Source organism: Bacillus sp. VA15 (genome assembly GCF_055721145.1).
Map to the genome: position 1 here is coordinate 595288 of NZ_JBVQPQ010000002.1, position 19162 is coordinate 614449.

A 19162-nucleotide genomic window follows, 5' to 3' on the forward strand; every position below is an offset into this window, starting at 1 on the left:
TCTTTATTCGCCGGGGTCACTCGGCGAATCTTCAGTTTGAGCTGAATTATTATCACTGCTGTAGCCGTTTGGATTACGGCGGTCAGAAGCGTTATCCCTGCTGGACGAAGAACGATTTCTGCCTTGTTCACCGTTATTCCAGTCCCTGTGATATTGGCTTTGCCCCTTATCAGTGCGGTTGTCTTCATTTCCTTTATCTTGAGGATCTTGTATTGGGGTTTGCTCATGATCCCCATCTTTTTCGGCATTTGTGTTTTCATCTGATTCCTTTACATTCTGATCTTTGTCACTATCATCAGTCTGTTCATCCGTCTTATCTTCTTTCTGGTCTCCGGAATCCGTATCATCCAGCTGTTCATTATCTCCTTGCTTGCCGTCCTGGGCGTCAGTTTGATCGATATTTTCATCCTCATTTCCGGTATTCTTTTGATCCTCTTCCCCGGATGGATTGCTGGAGTCATCTTTTGACTCTTTAGTGTCATTTTTTTCATTTGATTTGATGTAGCTGCCTGTTGAAACGCCTTTCTTTTTCGCTTTTTCCCTCGTCTGCATATCTGACTCGAGAGATTCCATGCGGTATGTCGTTTTATATTTTTCCGTCACATCATTCAACTGTTTTTTCACAGCTTTTTTATATGTATTGTCTTCCGTATTTTCATAAACAGTGGAAATCAATATTTCTTTCGATTTCTTTACATACCCGTGCTCACTGCAGTCGGTTATAATATCGTCAATCACCTGTTTAAAATCAGTCTTCTCCCAATCATCTATATCATTCACGACTTTCTTTCCCTCATCATTTAGAGGCGTCAGTTCAATCACTTCGTAATCGCTGTTTAACGCCATTTCGAAGCTTGGATTGATATCGATTGTCATATACGCATAGGCCTTATTATTAGAAAAAACAGGGAGAACTATAAAAATAAAAAGCATAATAGCAGTCATCGTAACAATCCCCATTTTGAAAGGGCGCAGTTTTAAAAAATCAAAAAAGCTGGCCCTTCTGCCCATGCGTGATTCACTCGGAAGCATGATTTCTTCTCCAATTTCATAGCTGCGGCGATCATTTTTGGCTTTTAAAAATTGTCCGTCAGGGGTCAGCAACGTGACGAATTTTCTATTTTTCTCTACTATAATCCCTCTTCTCATGAGTGCAGCACCCCTTTAAGATAATCTTTTAAATAAATATAATCACCCGTAATGATAATACACATCGCAATAATATATTTTCTGTTTCTCTCAATCGTTTTTCGGCTTACAGAGACAAGCTGTTCTAGCTGTTTCACCGGAAGCTGTTTCTTTGTATACAGGATAGCGGCCAATTCTTCATGTTCAACAAGGGTCATTGCCACCTTTATGGCGTTTTGCCTAGCGTCCGAATGCTTTGGAGAGTTTTCAAGCAGTTCTTTAAACGATAAACCATAATCTTTGAGCTGCTTCTGAAAATAGATGATTTCCTCCCGCCTCTGCTCCTGCTCAATCTGACGGCGGTATTCATCAATGGAAAGCTCGGCTTCAATCAGGCTTTGTGATGACTCCTGATCGTCTCCTTCCTGTAAATCGATATTTATATTTTGTGCGCTTCTGGCTTCTTTTCTGATGTAATCAATGACTTTTCTTTTTATAATTAGCTCAGCAAATGCGAGCAGAGAATTGCCTTTTTCAGGTGAGTATTTTTCAATAGCTTCATTAAACGCGATCAGTCCGATGCTGAACTCATCGTCTTTTTCATCTATATATCGTTTACAAACGGATGAAACCGTCTTTGCGATAAATGGCTTATATTGCTGTATTAATTCATTTTGAAGATCTTTATTGCCTTTTTGTATACTTTCAACAGTTTTTTCAAGCGTTTGCTTCTTTTTTCCTAATTTAAACAAAAGGCTAAGCACTGGTTTCACCTCAGTTCCTCCCTATAACTACTCATTAATGATAGCTAATTTGGTAGGGATTCGCAAAGGAGAAAAAGAAATATTGATTTCCAATGTCTCAATTGTGACAAACCATTCTGACGTACTATACATGATTTCGTGCCTTTCTAGAGAATTAAGGGGGTTTTATCCGTGTTTTTTGTAACAAAGCTGTTATAAAAATGTTATTTTATTTCGTTCATGAAAACGTTTTAAACATGAAAAGACTCTGCTTTTTAAGCAGAGTCTTTCAGATTACGCCCGTTCCCGGCTGCTGTTTTTTTGTTCGTTTTGTGCGCCCTCCGGCTGTTTTGTTCCACCTGACATGAACCAGCCGCAAACCGCGATTGCCGCTAAAACACCCCAGAAGATGAGCTTCCATGTTCCAGAATGGATAAAGTGCTCAGAAACAACCGCTATGTCGTGATGGGCAAGTGTATATAAAGCAAGCTTCACTCCGACCCAGCCGACAATCACAAAGGCTGCTGTTTCTAGGCTTGGACGTTCCTTTAATAGCTTAACAAACATTGAAGCGGCAAACCGCATAATCACCAGGCCGATGATACCTCCGGCCAAAATAACGAGAAATTGTCCTCCGTCAAGTCCGCCGATCTTCGGAAGCGATGTTCCAGGAAGCGTAACCGCCAACGCGACTGCCGCTAAGATAGAATCAACCGCAAACGCGATATCTGCCAATTCAACTTTTAAAACAGTCGGCCAAAAACCGCTTTGCTTTGTCTCTTTATGCGTGTCTTCTTTCTTAAATACATATCTTTTTAATAAATGGCTTGCTGAGATATACAGCAAGTAGATCGCGCCAATCGCTTGAACCTGCCATACGTTGACTAAAAAAGAAATCGCGAATAAAGAGCCAAACCGCAGAACAAAAGCCCCTGCCAACCCGTAAAATAACGCCTTTTTTCGTTTTTCCTCCGGCAAATGTTTTACCATTACCGCCATAACCAGCGCGTTATCGGCGGCTAAAATCCCTTCCAGCCCGATCAAGACGAGAAGAACCCAACCATACTCTAATAATAATGCTGCATCCATAAATGATACCCTCCCAAAAAAGTTGTTTTCTTTCTCTTCATCCGATCTTATGCCGGCCGGACCATGCAAAAAAGACCTTTGCCGACATAAGGCAAAGGTCTTGCTAGACATGAATTCAGGCATGCCAACAAAGCCGATGGATATCGCAATCCATGAAATGACGACTTTGTTTCCGGAAAACATTCCGGACGCTACTCCCCTTTGGGATTTCAAGAAATATGATATTATACGTCAATGATATGCGCAGCGCGATACTTTGTCAACGTTTATTTTTAAAAAATACAGATAATTGTTCGGAATGGGTGCGTTTCTTCCTCTTTTTTATCAGCAAATAGAGCAGGAACAGTGCCAAAATCGCTATCCCGATGGGAAGCATATATTGATCGAGAATAGAGCCGACTTCCTTCCAATTTTCACCGAGTTTCACACCGAGATAAACATATACAAATGTAATCGGCAGCATGGCGATGAACGTATAAAACGAAAACACCCAAACGTTCATTTTTGCAATTCCGCACGGTATGGAGATCAATGTCCGGATGCCTGGCAAGAAACGGCCGCTGAAGGCTACAAATCCCCCATGCTTTTTGAAAAATTCATCAGACTTATCAAGCGCTTCAGGCTTAATAAAGAGATACTTCCCGAAACGTTCAAGAAACGGCCTTCCTCCGTACCGGCCTATCCAATACAGCGTAAGCGGGCCGGCCACTCCTCCAAGAGATCCTGCCAAAACAGCGCCAAAAAGTGTCATATCACCTTTAGATACCCAATAGCCCGCAAGCGGCAGGACGATTTCAGCAGGGATAAACTCAATGCAGAGCGCTAGAAATATTCCAAAATAAGATAAGCTTTTAAATGCTTCTATCCATGACATAACCAGCTCTTCGATAGCCATCACTTCCCCTTTTCCCATATTTATGTATAATGCATTTTTGTTTTTTCGGCAAACGTCAACATGATTTTAACACATTTTTCACGGTCAGCTGAACTAAAAATAGATCTTACCTTATTTCTATGGTCTTAAAGGCTGGAACTCTGCGGTTAAGCAGCCGATAATAAAGAAGGTCAACAAGACTGGAACTCACGACACGGGGGGAATCTCCATTTGGAAATACACGTTACATATAATACAACGCTCATATGTTTATCTATTCTTATTGCCTGTGCCGCATCGTACATTTCCCTTGAACTGTCAAGGAAAGTCACTATCAACACAGGTTTAAAAAGCATAGTTTGGCTGATCGCCGGCTCACTTATTATGGGATTCGGTATTTGGTCAATGCATTTTGTAGGGATGATGGCCGTCCATATGGAGATGCCGATGCAATATGAATTCATGCCTTTAATTGCATCCATTGGCGCAGCTGTTTCCGGATCATTTGTGTCATTATATTTTGTCAGCCGGAACATTCTTACATATTACAGACTGCTTACTGGATCAGTTGTGCTTGGCGCATCTATAGCATCAATGCACTATATCGGAATGTCTGCCATTTCCCGGGTAATGATTATGTACGAACCGATTCTTTTTACAGTTTCCATTATCATTGCGATTGCGGCATCTTTCGTCTCGTTAAAAATATTCTTTGACTTGGCCTTAAAAAAACATTCTGATCATCTTATGTTTTATAAAGTCATCAGTTCGTTTGTCATGGGTATCGGGATTTCAGGCATGCACTATACAGGGATGCTTGCGGCATCTTTCCACGAGGACATGGGACCGCCCGGAAGCCATATGGAGGTGCAAACGTTTCATTGGTCGATTTTTGTTACGTTAATCGTTTTCTGTATACAAACGCTATTATTATTCAGTTCCCATGCGGACCGAAAGTTTATTAAACAGAGCGAACGCATAAAGGATAACGAACAGAGGTTTCAGTCTTTAGTTGTCCACAATATTGATGCGATTTTTATTTTGTCATTAGATGGAGACATTATATCATCCAATCATGCTGGTGAAGACATGATCAGAAAATTTGGCTTTAGCATGCACGATTGGAGACATTATACATCAAAGAAGATTAATCGCCTTTTTGAGCAAGTCAAAAAAGAAAAACAAGCCATTAACAGTGATAGCGATCTTATCACTGAAAAAGGCCAGTTTCACTTAAATATTACGCTCATACCCGTTGAGGTGAATCAAGAGCTGGACAGCATTTATGTCATTTGCAAGGACATGACAAAGCAGCACAGGGCAGAAAAAGAAATCCATAGAATGGCTCATTATGATTCACTTACAGATTTACCCAACAGACGACATGCCATTTCACACTTAACAGCGGTGATGAATCGCGAGCATACGTTGAACAATAGCACAGTTGTATTCTTTCTGGACTTAAACCGGTTTAAAGTGATTAACGATGCATTAGGACATAATGTCGGCGATCAGCTGCTTCAGCTGGCAGGCAGACGTCTGTCATCTGTTGTCCCTGATAATGGATTTATCGCCCGTCTTGGTGGTGATGAATTTATTATTATTTTGACGGATGCCAATACCAGAACAGGAGAAGCAGATGTTTTAGCAAGAAAAATTATCCAAAAATTCAAAAAACCATTTAAAATCCAGGATCACACGCTTGTTATATCTGTCAGTATCGGGATTGCGATATCACCGAAAGACGGGACGGATGGTCTTGAATTGATGAAAAAGGCTGATATGGCGATGTATGCCGCTAAAGAACGAAACAAAAGCAAATACAGATACTATTCTTTTTCGATCGGCAACAAAGAAACCGTTAAGCTTAACCAAGAAATGGTACTAAGAGAAGCAATCGATAACAATAGATTTGTCTTGCATTATCAGCCGCAATTCAGTGCAAAAAATCAAAAAATGACAGGTGCAGAAGCGCTGATACGCCTTGTCACACCCGATGGGCAGCTGTGTCCGCCCGGAGAATTCATCGGTGTTGCTGAAGAAACGGGTCTCATTATTGATATCGGAAAGTGGATTGTAGATGAAGCATGCAAGCAGGCAAGGGTTTGGTATGACAAAGGCTATGACCTTTCTGTCGCCATTAATATTTCCGCAAGACAATTTCAATCTGAAGATCTGATTCCCCTGATCAAGGACGCGCTTGATAAATACCAGCTCCCTCCGCAGCTTCTTGAAGTGGAAGTGACAGAAAGCATGACAATGGACAATCTCGATCACTCCAAGAAGGTTTTGTCATCTTTAACGGAATTAGGCATCAGAATCAGTATTGACGATTTTGGAACAGGACACAGCTCCCTTAGCTATTTGAAGGACTTTCCGATTCACAGGCTGAAAATCGACAAATCATTTATCGACGATATTCAGACCCATCCGAAATCAGAGCAAATTACCGGAGCCATTATTGCCATGGGACATCAGCTGTCTTTGCAGGTGATTGCTGAAGGCGTGGAAAATTCTGCTCAAAAACAGCTTCTTTACGAAAAAGGCTGTGACCATTTACAAGGCTTCTTTTTCAGCAGGCCGATACCGCCGGAACAACTCGAACAATTAATTCTCGAACAGCCGTCGCAATAACAGCGATGGCTGTTTTTCACCCATAAGTTACTACACATGAATCATACTCCTCCTCTTCACACTAAAGAAAAAAAGGGGTTTATCGATATGCATACAATGTGGAAGGGATCTATCAGTTTTGGATTAGTAAACATCCCCATCAAGCTTTATGCGGCCACAGAAGATAAAGACATTAAGCTGCGCAGCCTTCATAAAGAGGATCACGCGCCAATCAAATACGAAAAGATTTGCACGAATTGCGAAAAAACACTCGGTCCTGATGAAATTGTGAAGGGATATGAATATGTAAAAGGAAAATATGTGGTGCTGACAGAAGAAGATTTAAAAAGCTTAAAGCAGGAGCATGAGGAGAAAGCGGTTGAGATTGTTGATTTTGTTCAGCTTCAGGAAATTGACCCGATTTATTTTAACCGCTCCTACTTTGTCGGACCCGGGGATAACGGCACAAAAGCTTATACCCTGCTGCGTGAGGCGCTGCGCTCAACCGGAAAGATCGGCATCGCCAATATGACAATCAGGTCGAAGCAGCAGCTAGCCATTCTCCGCGTTTATGAAAACTGTATCGTGATGGAGTCTATCCATTATCCGGATGAGGTCAGAAGCGCTGCCCATGTCCCAGGTGTACCGGATCAATCGAATGTAAACGAGAAGGAACTGCAAACCGCTATCACATTAATAGACGAGCTGACGGCTGAGTTTGAGCCTGAGAAATATGAGGACACGTACCGGCACGCCCTGCTGCAAAGAGTCAACGACAAGCTTGAAAATAAAGAAACAGCCGTCACTCCTGATAAAGCGCCTCCTCGTGAAGATGTCATTGACCTGGTCAGCGCCCTGCAAGCCAGCATCGACCGCACCAGAAAGCCGAACCGGGAAACCCCGGCAGCCGCACCAGCACAAAATGCTGAACCGAAAGGAGCCGGAGATAAAAAACGAAAAACGACTAGAAAAAAAGCCTCCGGCACGTCATAGCCCATGGCGTTCACCATGCAGCCCGTTCTTACTTCGTCACCGCCAATAGGAGCAGAATGGCGCTACGAAGTAAAATATGACGGGTACCGCTGTATTCTCCGCATCCATTCAGCAGGTGTGACCTTAACCAGCAGAAATGGCTTGGAGCTTAACAGTAGCTTTCCTGAAATCACGCAATTCGCCAAAACCGCCTTTTTGCATATGGAAAAAGATCTTCCGCTGACACTTGATGGCGAAATCGTCTGTTTGGTGAACACTTGCCGTTCAGATTTTGAACACATTCAGGTGCGGGGACGTTTGAAAAGACCAGATAAGATTCAGGAATCGGCAAACGCGCGTCCGTGTTGCTTTCTCGCCTTTGATCTGTTAGAGCGCCGCGGAGAAGATATTTCGCCTCTTTCGTATCTGGACCGGAAAAAATCGCTGTACGATCTCATGTCTGCGGCAAAGCTTCCTGCTTCTCCAGACCCTTATGCTAAGGAAACTATCCAGTATATCCCATGCTATGATCATTTTGATCCGCTTTGGAGAATGGTTACGAAATATGACGGAGAAGGAATCGTAGCGAAGAAAACAAACAGCAAATGGCTTGAAAGAAAGCGGTCGTCCGATTGGCTCAAATATAAAAACTTTAAACAAGCTTATGTTTGTATAACAGGGTTCAACCCACACAATGGATTTCTGACGGTGTCTGTGTTAAAAAACGGCGTAATGACACCGATTGCCTCTGTCTCACACGGAATGCGTGATGAGGAAAAAAACGCCATACGTGAGATTATGGAACAGCACGGACATAAAACATCTTCAGGCGAATTTACGCTTGAACCATCGATTTGTGCAACCGTTCAATACTTAACGATTCTCCAAGGCACATTGAGAGAGGTATCGTTTGTCGGTTTTGAATTCCATATGGACTGGACCGAATGCACTTATGCGCAAGTCATACGCCACTCCAAACCGGTCCATCCAAAGCTTCAGTTCACAAGCCTGGATAAAATCATATTTGAAAAGAATAAAAAAACAAAAGAAGATTTTATTCAGTATATGATTGAAGTCAGTGACTACCTGTTCCCATTTCTGAAAAACCGTGCTGTCACCGTCATCCGCTATCCGCATGGTTCAAGGAGCGAATCGTTTTTCCAAAAAAACAAGCCGGACTATGCGCCGGATTTTGTTCAATCTTTCTATGACGGAAGCCATGAACATATTGTCTGCGAGGATATGTCCACTTTATTATGGCTTGCCAACCAGCTTGCTTTGGAGTTTCATGTCCCTTTTCAAACCATTCAAAGCAGGCGTCCGGCTGAGATTGTGATTGATTTGGACCCGCCTTCACGAGATGACTTTCTCATGGCTGTACAGGCTGCAAATGAGCTGAAGCGGCTGTTTGACTCCTTCGGCATCACATCGTTTCCAAAGCTGTCCGGCAACAAGGGCATCCAGCTTTATATCCCCTTGTCCCCTGAGGCATTTACGTATGAAGAAACACGCCAGTTTACACAGCTGATCGCTGAGTACTGCACCAATGCATTTCCCGAGCTATTTACCACTGAACGCTTGATCAAAAACAGGCACGGCAAATTGTATCTTGATTATTTGCAGCATGCAGAAGGAAAAACGATTATATGTCCTTATTCGACAAGAGGGAATGGCCTTGGCACTGTCGCGGCACCGCTCTATTGGCACGAGGTACAAACCTCCTTGACACCCGCTATGTTTACAATTGACACCGTCGTTGATCGGATTAAGAAGCAGGGCTGCCCATTTTTTGATTTTTACCGTAACCCGCAAGACGAACCTCTTAACGCCATTTTACATCAGTTGAAGAAAAAGAGCTGACTTTCACCAGATGTGATGGAGGTGGCGTTTAGGCAGGACGCCTGAGTCATTAGCCACCTATCATTCAAGTACGTTGTATCAAAAGTAAAGTTTGTCGGGCACGCTGAAAGAGCTGACTAATGAAGTCAGCTCTTTCCATTCAACTGTACTTTTTTTCTAACCGCTCTTTTTCCTGGCGCTGGAGCGGGCTTAGCGGCTCATTATATAAATCGATATCAATCGCATATTTCGGCCGTCTTTTCACCTCAGAAAAAATCGTTCCAATATACTCTCCGATGATCCCGATTCCCATTAGTTGCAGCCCGCCCAAAAACCAAATGGAAATGATGAGCGACGCCCATCCTGCATTTGTATGGCCTAGCAGCTTTTGTATAAATGCGCCAACTCCTGCCACAGCGCTGAAGAAAAATAAAACAAAACCTAAAATCGTAAAGAATCGGATCGGCGCGACACTGAATGATGTAATCCCGTTAAAAGCGAATGATAGCATTTTTTTCAGCGGATATTTCGTTTTGCCGGCAAAGCGTTCCTTACGGTCATACAAGACTTCGGCTGATCTAAAGCCGATCATGGGAACAATGCCTCTTAAAAACAGATTCGCTTCCGGATAACGAGCGAGCTCTTCAAGCGATCTTTTATTCATTAAACGAAAATCAGCATGATTATAAATTAATTTAATCCCAAGCTTATTCATGAGGCGATAAAACCCTAAAGCGGTCGTACGTTTAAAAAAGGTATCAGTTTTTCTGCTGCGGCGGACACCGTAAACGATTTCGCAGCCCTCATGATATTTCAGCATAAAATCACGGATCACAGAGATGTCGTCCTGAAGATCAGCATCAATCGAAATGACGCAGTCTGACCTGTTCTTCGCTTTATGCAGCCCGGCTAAAAGCGCTTTTTGGTGTCCGACATTGCAGGCTAATTTTAAGCCCGTAACCTTCTTGTTTCTTATGCTCTCCATAGCAATCAAGGCCCAGGTGCGGTCTTTGCTGCCATCATCGACAAACAGAATTTTACTGTCTTCACCGATTAACTTCTCTTCAATTAAGCTGTCTACAACCTCTGTCAGCTGACGGCTTGTCTCTTGAAACACTTCCTCTTCATTGAAACACGGAACGACGATGGTTAATACTGGCTGTGACTGTTTCAATCGATATCCTCCTTATCTTGTTTCATATAAATAAATGCGCCAGGCAGAATCTTTATGGTCAAACGTCTTAACGAGCGCAAGATGGTTTTGCTCAGCATTCTTGATCGGAACTGAAGAAAAAATATAACGCCCGCCCATTTTTTTAAATACATCTGTATTTAATTGAAGATTGTTAATCGTTTTCTTCGAGTTCTTTTTGAAATCATATCGTTTCCCGAGTTCATCAACGAAAAGATAGCAGCGGCTGCCCCATTCATCGAAATATTGTTTCAGCCGAGCGTTTTTTTCCAGCTCTTTTTCAATGATTTTCCTAAATTCATATTTATATGAGAGCGGGTACAGATTGTTATACGTATCTAACGTGTAAAACCCGTTATATTGGGCAATAGACGGATGCAGTCCGATGCTTGCCACCCTGTATGAATCTTGAGGACGCCCGATATATTCCTTAATCTCTTTGAATTGCTCGGATGCATAAAACTCCCGGAATGTCGGCGCATTGTAGTGAACGCCATACGTATATTCTTCATTAAAAGGCGCCAACACCATCAGCTGAGCAGCAACCGCAGCATATACAAGCCATTTCCATCCTCTTCTCATCCGCCAAATGAGATACAAAGCTAGCGCAAAGCTTACGTATATGACAAGCGGCCGCAGAAAATGAAAACGGGCAAAATTAAATTCGGCTAAAAAGGCAAATTTCTGCTTTGGCACCGCCCATATTTTGTTGAACCAAAATGCATACCATAATGACAGTCCGTAATTAAGCACACATAAAAACAGATAAACATTTTCTAACTTTGTCCGGTTTCGCTTGAACAGTACAGCTGCAAATACGAGCAGCAGGATCGGAAGGATGACAACGGTATGAACGGTCATCACATGATTATGCCCATAGACAAAGTTTTTGACGGAGAGACGGAGAGAATGCCAAACGTCATGCCTTGATGAAATAAATTCAATCCGATGCATCGGTGCGTGCGAGAACAGCATCGAATAGACAAGCCGATATTCAACGAAAAGATAAATACTCGTCATAAATGCAATACTGCCTAAAAAAATCAGGTTCCATCTTCTATTTGTGATGGCATCATACAACCAAAAGCACGCCATTCCTGCCAAGAAAAAGAAGAAGCCTAAGACAAAGCTTGAATATAAAGGAAGCAAACCGAGCGTCAGCCACTCTCTCCAAGAGATATCCCCTTTTCGGATATTTAAAAAAGCCCACAGTGCCAAAGGATATCCTAGCGTACTTAGCATTCCCGAAGGCCAAAAAGGTGTTAAGGCAAAGGCCAGTGATACGCCTATCCGGATGAAAGCCGCTTTTGGCTCCGGAATTACATGTTTCTTCAGCAGCATATACATTCCAAAAAAAGCGACAACCCTTGTAATCGTCTGGCTTATTGCATAGGCGGTCATGGAAGAAAAGAAAGCGTGCAGCCAAACAATTCCGCTCAACTCAGTGCCAAAGGCATCCCGCGGCAGCCCGTTAATGATTTGCGGAATGGCCGCGTCAACCTTGCCGATGATTTCTCCGCTATCTGCCAGTACCTTGTACCAAGCGATATTGGAATCTAAATTGTCGTGGACGCGAATATGGGCATCTTCCTTTAAAATAAAAAGCGGGGATACATACAGCAAAAGGAGAAATAATGCGATCCAGAGATAATATGTTTCTTTTTTGTGTTGTCTCATTAATCGTAACATCGCTTACACATCCATCTGTTATTCTGACACCATATCCGGCATGTTCTACCTCATGTGTCAAAATTTATTATCCCTTTTCCTTTCCAAAACATTCATCAGATGACAATCCGTTTTTCAACCTGTCTCTTACCCATTAATTCCCGCTATCCATAAGGCTCGATTACTTACTATACTGATAGGTGGGGAGGGGATATATTTTGTTTACAATCTTACTTTCATTGGCCATACTCGTATCTGTGCCATTTATATATAAAGCGAACCGCAATACAAAAGATGTAAAGGTCAACACCATTTCAATCGATCAAAAAGACGGCCTTTCAGCCAGAAAAAAATTAAATATCCTTCATTTATCAGATCTTCACTTAGAAAACATTTCTGTTTCACCTGAAGAGCTATATCATTTAACAAAAGACCAGCCTGTGGACATCATCGCGCTTACCGGGGATTTTCTAGATCGGAAACGTAATATCCCGAAGCTAGCAGGTTACTTGAACGCATTGCAAAAGCTGAAGCCTGCATATGGAATGTACGCGGTTTTCGGTAACCACGATTATGTATTGAAAGAAAAGGACTTTCAGAGTTTGAAGCATGTTTTAGAGGAAAACGGCTGTATCACACTGCAAAATGAACATGTTCAAATCGAGACGGCCGCAGGGCCTGTCAATATTATCGGCATTGATGATTACAGCACGAATCGCAGTAATATTACCGGCTCTTATCAAAATCTAGAAAACGGCTACCATCTTGTATTAACACACGACCCAAACATTATTCTGGATATGAAAGATGTTCATTATGATTACCTGCTTTCAGGCCATTTTCACGGCGGGCAAATTCACTGGCCAAAACCGTACCATTTGGCGAAAATGGGCAAGCTTGTGCGCATGAACATGGTTAAAGGCCTTCATTATCACCATGATAAACCGTTTTATATCAGCGAAGGCTTGGGACAAACCGGTGTAAATATCCGTGTCGGTAGCCGCCCTGAAGTGACATTTCATCAGATATAATCAAAAAAGACTGTGCTGACCAAGGCATCAGTCTTTTTTTTGATAGGTTTTCTGCAGCTTTTCTTTCGAAATAAACAAATAGGATGTATTCGGTAAACGCCGCAAGCTCACCTGCTTTGAAGTGAGATAAAAAATCGGTATATGTGTGATCTTTTTAAAGCACCTGTAAAAAGGGTTGACCGGGGTGACCACATCAAAACCGAGCCTTTCGACACCTTTGTCAAGCATTGTAATGCCCACAATCCCTTTAATTTTTTCACTTTTTTTGTGATTATTGATGTAATCCAATAGAATCGGCATCGATTGATATACTTTTTGATAGATAATGATTCCCTTTCTGACTGCGCTCTCAATGCTTTGCAGCTCCCTGACCAGCTTAATGTTGTGCAGGTGTATTTTAACGAGCACATCATTTTTTCTGATATGCGTTCCATCGCTCAGTACAACATGATGTCCTTTGTACTTTGTCAGCCTGACTCGAAAGACGCTTTTTCGATCTTTGTCAATCAAGGTCAGTCTTGAAAAAAAGAAATAAATCGGGTCAACCACTCTCCAAATAGAAAGGAAACAGGTTTTCATCTCTTCACCTTCCTTATGATCAAAAACACCCTTATATTTTGTGAACGTTCTCCCCAAAATATAGTTGCCATATTTTTTTAGGAGGACACCATGACAAACATTCTCATTTTTCCTTTTTTAAGTATATCTACCGGGCATCACCATGTTGCAGATGCCTTGGAGGCTGAACTGGAGTCTCAAGGACTGGCAGCTGAGAAAATTGATATCTTTTCACATACGTATAGACGGTTAGAAAAACTGTCCTCTGAGGCGTATTTAAAATGGATTCAATATTTCCCGAAAACGTACAGCGGCATTTACAGGCTCCTCGCCTGCGGAAAATATCAGAATGACAAACGCTATGCCATGTACGAATGGCTGTTCACACAACAAATGAGACACATCCTAAAAGAAAAACAGCCTGATATTGCCTTCTGCACACACGCGCTGCCTTCTTATCTGCTGAACCGGCTAAAGCCGGAATATCCGAATATGAAGGTTGTGAATGTTTATACTGATTTTTTTATGAATCAATTATGGGGGCGGGAGAATATTGATTACCATTTTGTGCCGATCATGGATGTCAAGAAGCAGCTCATGTCTGAAGGAATCGATCAGAAAAACATATACTTGACCGGCATTCCCGTTCACCGGATGTTTGAAATGGAATCAGCAGACACCTGTCAGCATCATCCGCCATATACCATCATTATCACAGGCGGCAGCATGGGGGTCGGGGGTATTTTAAAATGGGTTCAGGATCTGTCGCCAGGCGGAAACATCTTATACAAAATATTATGCGGCAGAAACGAAAAGCTCTACTGCTATGTCAAAAGTTTACGCCACCCTTTTATTGAGGCGATTCCCTACCTTCACAGCAAAGCAGAGATGAATCGTTTATACGATCAAGCAGCAGGCATCATGACAAAACCCGGAGGCGTGACCATTAGCGAATGCTTACAGAAACGGCTTCCGGTATTTATTTATCATGCGCTGCCGGGACAGGAGGAAATGAATTTGAACCTTCTAAAGGAACGGAAGCTTGTCACAGATATGAGAAACTGGGACATACAGAAAGCAGAGGAGCGTATTGCGGCATTTTTTCAATCGAATGAACAGATGAAAGAATATGAAAAACATGTCAATGGATATCTTGGCGAAATATCTGACCGGAAGATTGTAGATGTTTTAAAAAGAATGATATGACATAAAAAAACACTCCCTGAAACAGAGAGTGTAGAATAGTTAACGAAACAGCAAATGCTGGCTGTGAATGCCTGCTTTCTTCAGCAGGTCGATCAGCTGGTCCTGTTCATCAGGCGAAAGGCCTGAAAACGCTCTCGCAATACGCAGAGCATGAATTGGATAAATTTTATCCAAATACTCATTTCCCTTGTCAGTTAAATGCGCGTAAACGGAGCGTTTATCTTTCGGATCCTGCTCCCTTACTAAAAATCCGTTTCTTTCTAATTTGTCAATGACATATGTGACGTTTCCGCTCACAAGCAGAAGTCTCGACCCAATTTGCTGTAATTTTTGCGGGCCTCTTGTGTACAGGAGCTCTAGTACAGCAAACTCAGTGGGATTAAAGCCGTGCTCTTTGCTGTCACGGATACTATGTTCAGACACACTTTTGAAAGCCCTTGCAAAAACTCTGTACAAATTCATCGCACGCTCAACTTCTTCTTCGTTAAACGATAATCTCATCATATCTACCTCGTATATAGGATTTTTATAAAAAAATAATGAAAACCCTTACATATAATAAGAGTTCAGTCCCTTACTATACGTATTCGCTATAATTCGAGAAATTCCTTCTGAAAGCAAAAAAATCCTTATACATTATCTTGTATAAGGATATTTTTTGTGATTTTGAATGCTTCGAAAGAAATAAGCATATTCCTTCCGAAGCTCAGAAATCGTCATTTTGTTCATGACTTCTTTATTATAAACTCCAATTTGACAGAGTTTTTCAGAATAATGGCGTCGTTCTTTTTCTAAAGCGGATTTCAATAAATTACTCATAGCGTCCTCCTTCATTTTGAGGTATCCTATACACAAGATACTCTTTTTAAATGAACGTGGTATGAATCTAATGTAAAGAATTTATGTCTACGAAGATTTTCGGTAAAGTCCGTTTTGAACCGATCTTAATAATTGAAAAGCATGTTCTCCGGCAAGCTGCATAAACGTCTCCAGCATTTCATCACGCTTGATATCCAACTCTATAATTTCTTTTGCCAGCGAGACCGCTTTTTCTTCCTCCATGATTATCCTTCCTCCTCAGTTATTCGTTACATAAAGGATAAAACGCGATTGTGTGTTACGCATTATTCTTGTTAATTTTTCTTCCGTGTTTTTTCAAAAATCTTCTATTTGATGTTAGAAAATATGACAAGCGTCAGGTTTTTTCGCTTTGTTTTTTATATACTATTATCAAAAGACATCCAGGGGTGGAAAAATGGCCACAGAAGATCATTCTTATAAAGACAAAAAAGTGATTTCAATCGGGATTGTGAGTGAATTGACAGGATTGTCCGTAAGACAGATCAGGTATTATGAGGAACGAAAGCTCATTTATCCGCAGCGTTCTTCAAGGGGAACGAGAAAATATTCTTTTGCCGATGTGGAGCGGCTGATGGATATTGCCAATAAGCGTGAAGACGGCGTACAGACGGCAGAGATTTTAAAGGATATGCGCAAAAAAGAGCAAATGTTAAAAAACGATCCGCAAGTGCGGAAAAAAATGCTGGAGGGGCAGCTTAATGCTCACTTTCGGTACAAAAACCGTTAAATGATAAAAGTCCGACTCGCTATTGAGACGGACTTTTATCATTTATAATGAGTGTATGAATGCAGTGGCAATGCCAAAGTAAATTAATAAAGACAAAATATCGTTTAACGTTGTAATCAGCGGCCCTGAAGCGATCGCCGGGTCTACTTTCAGCTTATGCAAAATAATAGGGATAACCGTTCCTGACATCGTGCCGATAATTAAAGTGAAGAACAGTGAAGAGGCGACAACAAATCCCAGCAGTGCGTTTCCTTGCCATAAGATAGAGACAATCGCAATCAGCACAGAACAAACCGCTCCGATATAAATACTTGTTCTGAACTCCCGGAAGATCAGGCGTACAATCGTTTTTTTGTTCATTTCTTCTTTAGACAAACCTCTGATGACAACTGCGAGGGATTGTGTTCCCGTATTTCCTGTCATCCCTGACACCATCGGCATGAAAAACGCCAGCGCGACAACCTGCTGCAGCGCATCTTCAAAGTAACTGATAATGCTTCCTGAAATCAGTCCGATAAACAAGAGTAAAATCAGCCATGGCAGGCGCCGGTATGCCGCCACGTAAGCCTTTGTGTCAAAGGTGATGTCTTTACCTGAAGCGGCAAATTTTTCGTAATCCTCATCAGCTTCCCGAATGACGACGTCGATAATATCATCGACCGTTACAATACCGACAAGCACGTTGTTTTCTTCCACAACCGGGATGGCCAAGAAATCGTAACGTTCAATCAGGCGGGCAACCTCCTCCTGATCCTGAAGAGCGTCTGCTGATATGACGCGGGTAAACATTAAATCCTGCACCTTTTCTTCAGGCTCGCCCAGAATCAAATCGCGGTACGAAAGTACGCCAACCAGCTGTTTGCTTTCATTGATGACGTATAAGTAGTTGATCGATTCAGCTATTTCAGCAAAGCTTTTCAGTTTGACGACCGCGTCTTTTACCGTATAATGCTGAGGAATCCATACATAGCGGTTTGTCATCATGCGTCCCGCTGAGTCAGCCGGATAATTCATCAAAAGTTGTACAGCTTTTGACTCTGACGCTTCCATGCTGGACAAAAGCTGTTCCTTCAGTTCCTCGTCCATTTCTTCTAGCAATTGAGCGAGGTCATCGTTGTCCATTTTGTTCATCGCCAGTGTTGCTTTTGTTTTTCCAACTTTATTTAAGACGGCAAGCTGATATTCGCGTTCCAGCTCCCCAATCATATCAGTGATATCATCTACAGTTAAATAAGATAAATAGCGGGCGCGGTGTTTTTCCGGCATTTCCTTAAAAATAAATGCCATATCATAGGGCTGAAGCTCATCAATCACGCTTCTGAAATCCTTAATTTTCCCGTCTCGCAATAAAATAATGATGCGTAAAATGAGTTCGTCATAGGTCATGTTTTGAACCATCGGGACTCGTACCTCCTCTACGGAGACGTGCCGGCCTCGCCTGAAGGTGCGGCAGATCGTCTCCTCATCGTGTAATCAATTGCCTTGCTGTCATAGTATATGGGTACTTCTTCAGATTGACTCGAATGGGGAGAATCCATACTCCGCACCTCCTTTGATAAGTTTCGTTTTAAAGGCATAAAAAAAGCCTTCGGGATTGAAGGAGAAAGAAGCACGGCAAAAAAAGCGTGCGGGCGCCTTCAATCGTAGAGCTTTAGCACTGTATGGCATAGGATCTAATCATCCAGCTGCGTTAAAAATCACCTTATGTCGATGATTTCTGTTGACCCATTGGCGTCTTTGGACATTTTTGGGCAGCAGCGTATCTCCATACAGGAGCCTCACCTAACGAAGTTCCTAATTGAATTGACACACTGAGATTACAGAAAAAAACAAGCTGTGTCAACTCAAAAAATTAATTAATGCGCTTTCATCACAATTACGGAACAAAACAAGGGCCTAAGCCCTTATTCTGTTGTTTGCGTCTCATCATCTTCAGAGAGCAAATGATATGTTTCATGAAGAAATAAAGCGTACTCTCCTTCCTTCGTCGGATGAGGGACATATTCAGCCTGATTGATGTATTGCTCCTCTTTCTTTTCCATGCGTTTTTCGCCTCCTTTTCTACTTAGATTGTCCAAAAGAAGGTTTCTTATCATGAAAAAACCCCGCAGCAGCGGGGTTTTGATTAGTCGTCTATCTCTTGCTTGATGATACGTCCATCCTTTGCGGATATGTCAAATTCTTCCTCAGTTCCTTGCTTCGTTTGGATCTCAATTTCGTAGGTGTAAGCGCCGTCGTCTTCGTCAAGCTTGCTTTCTGTTACGGTACCATTTGTTTGCTTTAAGGCAATTTTTTCAGCTTCTTCTTTTGTGATGACGACTTGTTCTGCTTTCTCCTTTAACGGGTCATTGAGCGCTTGTTTTGTATTGATATCTACATAAACGTCGTAATCTTCACCGTCTTTTTCGATCTCCACTTCATAGACTTCTTTGCCGTTGTAAATGTCTCTGTCGATGTCGTCCACTGTTCCGTCAACAACCGTTTTGGCTATTGATTTCGCTTCCTGTTCAGTGAGTGCATCAGTCTTTGAAGAAGCAGGCTGTGTGTTTTCATTGTTTTCTTTTGCAAACGCGTTGTAGCTGAATCCGCCAGCCGCTAAACACCCTGCTAAAAGACCAACCATCCATCTTTTCTTAAGCATATGTGATTCCTCCTTTGTTT

Annotated in this window: 19 protein-coding genes, 1 pseudogene and 1 riboswitch; of the genes and pseudogenes, 6 read left to right on the top strand and 14 right to left on the bottom strand. The window is 42.0% G+C overall.

Features of this window, described 5'->3' with window-relative positions; genetic code table 11:
• Nucleotides 1–3 precede the first annotated feature (3 nt).
• From AC0DBE_RS07935 to AC0DBE_RS07950, 4 genes and pseudogenes are all read right to left on the bottom strand, one after another.
• Nucleotides 4–1149, bottom strand: coding sequence for an anti-sigma-I factor RsgI family protein (locus tag AC0DBE_RS07935; RefSeq protein ID WP_061187340.1), 1146 nt, complete (start codon nt 1147–1149; stop codon nt 4–6).
• Nucleotides 1146–1901, bottom strand: a complete 756-nt coding sequence (gene sigI / locus AC0DBE_RS07940; protein WP_014113564.1) for an RNA polymerase sigma factor SigI — start codon at nt 1899–1901, stop codon at nt 1146–1148. The genes AC0DBE_RS07935 and sigI overlap by 4 nt, the downstream gene beginning before the upstream one ends.
• Before the next feature lie 264 nt (nt 1902–2165).
• Nucleotides 2166–2960, bottom strand: a complete 795-nt coding sequence (locus AC0DBE_RS07945) for a TerC family protein (RefSeq protein WP_472961705.1) — start codon at nt 2958–2960, stop codon at nt 2166–2168.
• Nucleotides 2961–3219: 259 nt separating this feature from the next.
• Nucleotides 3220–3886 (bottom strand): annotated as a pseudogene (locus tag AC0DBE_RS07950) (DedA family protein).
• Between the two features lie 179 nt (nt 3887–4065).
• On the opposite strand from AC0DBE_RS07950, the gene AC0DBE_RS07955 reads away from it, so the two are divergent.
• The 3 genes from AC0DBE_RS07955 (at nt 4066) to AC0DBE_RS07965 (ending at nt 9279) form a co-directional block, all read left to right on the top strand.
• Nucleotides 4066–6468, top strand: a complete 2403-nt coding sequence (locus tag AC0DBE_RS07955) for an EAL domain-containing protein (protein ID WP_409509648.1) — start codon at nt 4066–4068, stop codon at nt 6466–6468.
• A gap of 87 nt (nt 6469–6555) precedes the next feature.
• Complete coding sequence (gene ku / locus AC0DBE_RS07960) at nt 6556–7440, top strand: non-homologous end joining protein Ku (protein ID WP_114150618.1); 885 nt, start codon at nt 6556–6558, stop codon at nt 7438–7440.
• Between the two features lie 3 nt (nt 7441–7443).
• Nucleotides 7444–9279: a DNA ligase D gene (locus AC0DBE_RS07965; RefSeq protein ID WP_472961708.1), complete on the top strand. Its 1836-nt coding sequence runs from the start codon at nt 7444–7446 to the stop codon at nt 9277–9279.
• Nucleotides 9280–9418: 139 nt separating this feature from the next.
• Here AC0DBE_RS07965 and AC0DBE_RS07970 read toward each other — a convergent pair whose 3' ends face one another.
• On the bottom strand, nt 9419–10432 hold the full coding sequence (locus tag AC0DBE_RS07970; RefSeq protein ID WP_072566174.1) for a glycosyltransferase family 2 protein: 1014 nt from the start codon (nt 10430–10432) through the stop codon (nt 9419–9421).
• A 12-nt stretch (nt 10433–10444) separates the two neighbouring features.
• Nucleotides 10445–12139 (bottom strand): DUF6044 family protein, encoded by a 1695-nt coding sequence (locus AC0DBE_RS07975; RefSeq protein WP_472961711.1) that lies wholly within the window; start codon nt 12137–12139, stop codon nt 10445–10447.
• Nucleotides 12140–12336: 197 nt separating this feature from the next.
• Between AC0DBE_RS07975 and AC0DBE_RS07980 the strand changes: the two genes are divergently transcribed.
• Nucleotides 12337–13149, top strand: a complete 813-nt coding sequence (locus AC0DBE_RS07980; RefSeq protein WP_014113556.1) for a metallophosphoesterase — start codon at nt 12337–12339, stop codon at nt 13147–13149.
• Between the two features lie 27 nt (nt 13150–13176).
• Here the strand turns inward: AC0DBE_RS07980 and AC0DBE_RS07985 are convergent, their stop codons facing one another.
• Entirely contained in the window at nt 13177–13728 is a 552-nt protein-coding gene (locus tag AC0DBE_RS07985; RefSeq protein WP_014113555.1) for a YkoP family protein, read from the bottom strand.
• 90 nt (nt 13729–13818) lie between these two features.
• Here AC0DBE_RS07985 and AC0DBE_RS07990 point away from each other — a divergent pair, with 90 nt between their 5' ends.
• A complete protein-coding gene (locus AC0DBE_RS07990; RefSeq protein ID WP_472961714.1) occupies nt 13819–14913 on the top strand; it encodes an MGDG synthase family glycosyltransferase in 1095 nt (364 codons plus the stop codon).
• Nucleotides 14914–14952: 39 nt separating this feature from the next.
• Here the strand turns inward: AC0DBE_RS07990 and AC0DBE_RS07995 are convergent, their stop codons facing one another.
• The 3 genes from AC0DBE_RS07995 to AC0DBE_RS08005 form a co-directional block, all read right to left on the bottom strand.
• Nucleotides 14953–15417: a MarR family winged helix-turn-helix transcriptional regulator gene (locus AC0DBE_RS07995; protein ID WP_014113553.1), complete on the bottom strand. Its 465-nt coding sequence runs from the start codon at nt 15415–15417 to the stop codon at nt 14953–14955.
• A gap of 132 nt (nt 15418–15549) precedes the next feature.
• Nucleotides 15550–15732 carry a stress response protein YkoL gene (gene ykoL, locus AC0DBE_RS08000; protein ID WP_014113552.1) on the bottom strand — a complete coding sequence of 61 codons (183 nt, stop codon included), beginning with the start codon at nt 15730–15732 and terminating at the stop codon, nt 15550–15552.
• A gap of 87 nt (nt 15733–15819) precedes the next feature.
• On the bottom strand, nt 15820–15975 hold the full coding sequence (locus tag AC0DBE_RS08005) for a hypothetical protein (protein WP_003218545.1): 156 nt from the start codon (nt 15973–15975) through the stop codon (nt 15820–15822).
• A 193-nt stretch (nt 15976–16168) separates the two neighbouring features.
• Between AC0DBE_RS08005 and tnrA the strand changes: the two genes are divergently transcribed.
• On the top strand, nt 16169–16501 hold the full coding sequence (gene tnrA, locus AC0DBE_RS08010) for a MerR family transcriptional regulator TnrA (protein WP_003218544.1): 333 nt from the start codon (nt 16169–16171) through the stop codon (nt 16499–16501).
• 42 nt (nt 16502–16543) lie between these two features.
• Here the strand turns inward: tnrA and mgtE are convergent, their stop codons facing one another.
• The 4 genes from mgtE to AC0DBE_RS08030 all read right to left on the bottom strand — a co-directional run bounded on the left by mgtE (nt 16544) and on the right by AC0DBE_RS08030 (nt 19142).
• Nucleotides 16544–17899: a magnesium transporter gene (gene mgtE / locus AC0DBE_RS08015; RefSeq protein WP_061187334.1), complete on the bottom strand. Its 1356-nt coding sequence runs from the start codon at nt 17897–17899 to the stop codon at nt 16544–16546.
• Nucleotides 17900–17916: 17 nt separating this feature from the next.
• Nucleotides 17917–18039, bottom strand: a complete 123-nt coding sequence (locus AC0DBE_RS08020) for a hypothetical protein (protein WP_014113549.1) — start codon at nt 18037–18039, stop codon at nt 17917–17919.
• A gap of 91 nt (nt 18040–18130) precedes the next feature.
• A riboswitch (M-box (ykoK) riboswitch) is annotated at nt 18131–18298 on the bottom strand.
• A gap of 107 nt (nt 18299–18405) precedes the next feature.
• On the bottom strand, nt 18406–18543 hold the full coding sequence (locus tag AC0DBE_RS08025) for a transcriptional regulator SplA domain-containing protein (protein ID WP_003218541.1): 138 nt from the start codon (nt 18541–18543) through the stop codon (nt 18406–18408).
• Between the two features lie 83 nt (nt 18544–18626).
• A complete protein-coding gene (locus AC0DBE_RS08030) occupies nt 18627–19142 on the bottom strand; it encodes a PepSY domain-containing protein (RefSeq protein WP_061187333.1) in 516 nt (171 codons plus the stop codon).
• Nucleotides 19143–19162 lie beyond the last annotated feature (20 nt).

Coding starts and splice junctions, on each gene's coding strand:
- AC0DBE_RS07935 (WP_061187340.1), bottom strand. CDS start 1,149: ATGAGAAGAGGGATTATAGTAGAGAAAAATAGAAAATTCGTCACGTTG.
- AC0DBE_RS07945 (WP_472961705.1), bottom strand. CDS start 2,960: ATGGATGCAGCATTATTATTAGAGTATGGTTGGGTTCTTCTCGTCTTG.
- ku (WP_114150618.1), top strand. CDS start 6,556: ATGCATACAATGTGGAAGGGATCTATCAGTTTTGGATTAGTAAACATC.
- AC0DBE_RS07965 (WP_472961708.1), top strand. CDS start 7,444: ATGGCGTTCACCATGCAGCCCGTTCTTACTTCGTCACCGCCAATAGGA.
- AC0DBE_RS07975 (WP_472961711.1), bottom strand. CDS start 12,139: ATGTTACGATTAATGAGACAACACAAAAAAGAAACATATTATCTCTGG.
- AC0DBE_RS07985 (WP_014113555.1), bottom strand. CDS start 13,728: ATGAAAACCTGTTTCCTTTCTATTTGGAGAGTGGTTGACCCGATTTAT.
- AC0DBE_RS07990 (WP_472961714.1), top strand. CDS start 13,819: ATGACAAACATTCTCATTTTTCCTTTTTTAAGTATATCTACCGGGCAT.
- AC0DBE_RS07995 (WP_014113553.1), bottom strand. CDS start 15,417: ATGATGAGATTATCGTTTAACGAAGAAGAAGTTGAGCGTGCGATGAAT.
- ykoL (WP_014113552.1), bottom strand. CDS start 15,732: ATGAGTAATTTATTGAAATCCGCTTTAGAAAAAGAACGACGCCATTAT.
- AC0DBE_RS08005 (WP_003218545.1), bottom strand. CDS start 15,975: ATGGAGGAAGAAAAAGCGGTCTCGCTGGCAAAAGAAATTATAGAGTTG.
- tnrA (WP_003218544.1), top strand. CDS start 16,169: ATGGCCACAGAAGATCATTCTTATAAAGACAAAAAAGTGATTTCAATC.
- mgtE (WP_061187334.1), bottom strand. CDS start 17,899: ATGGTTCAAAACATGACCTATGACGAACTCATTTTACGCATCATTATT.
- AC0DBE_RS08020 (WP_014113549.1), bottom strand. CDS start 18,039: ATGGATTCTCCCCATTCGAGTCAATCTGAAGAAGTACCCATATACTAT.
- AC0DBE_RS08025 (WP_003218541.1), bottom strand. CDS start 18,543: ATGGAAAAGAAAGAGGAGCAATACATCAATCAGGCTGAATATGTCCCT.
- AC0DBE_RS08030 (WP_061187333.1), bottom strand. CDS start 19,142: ATGCTTAAGAAAAGATGGATGGTTGGTCTTTTAGCAGGGTGTTTAGCG.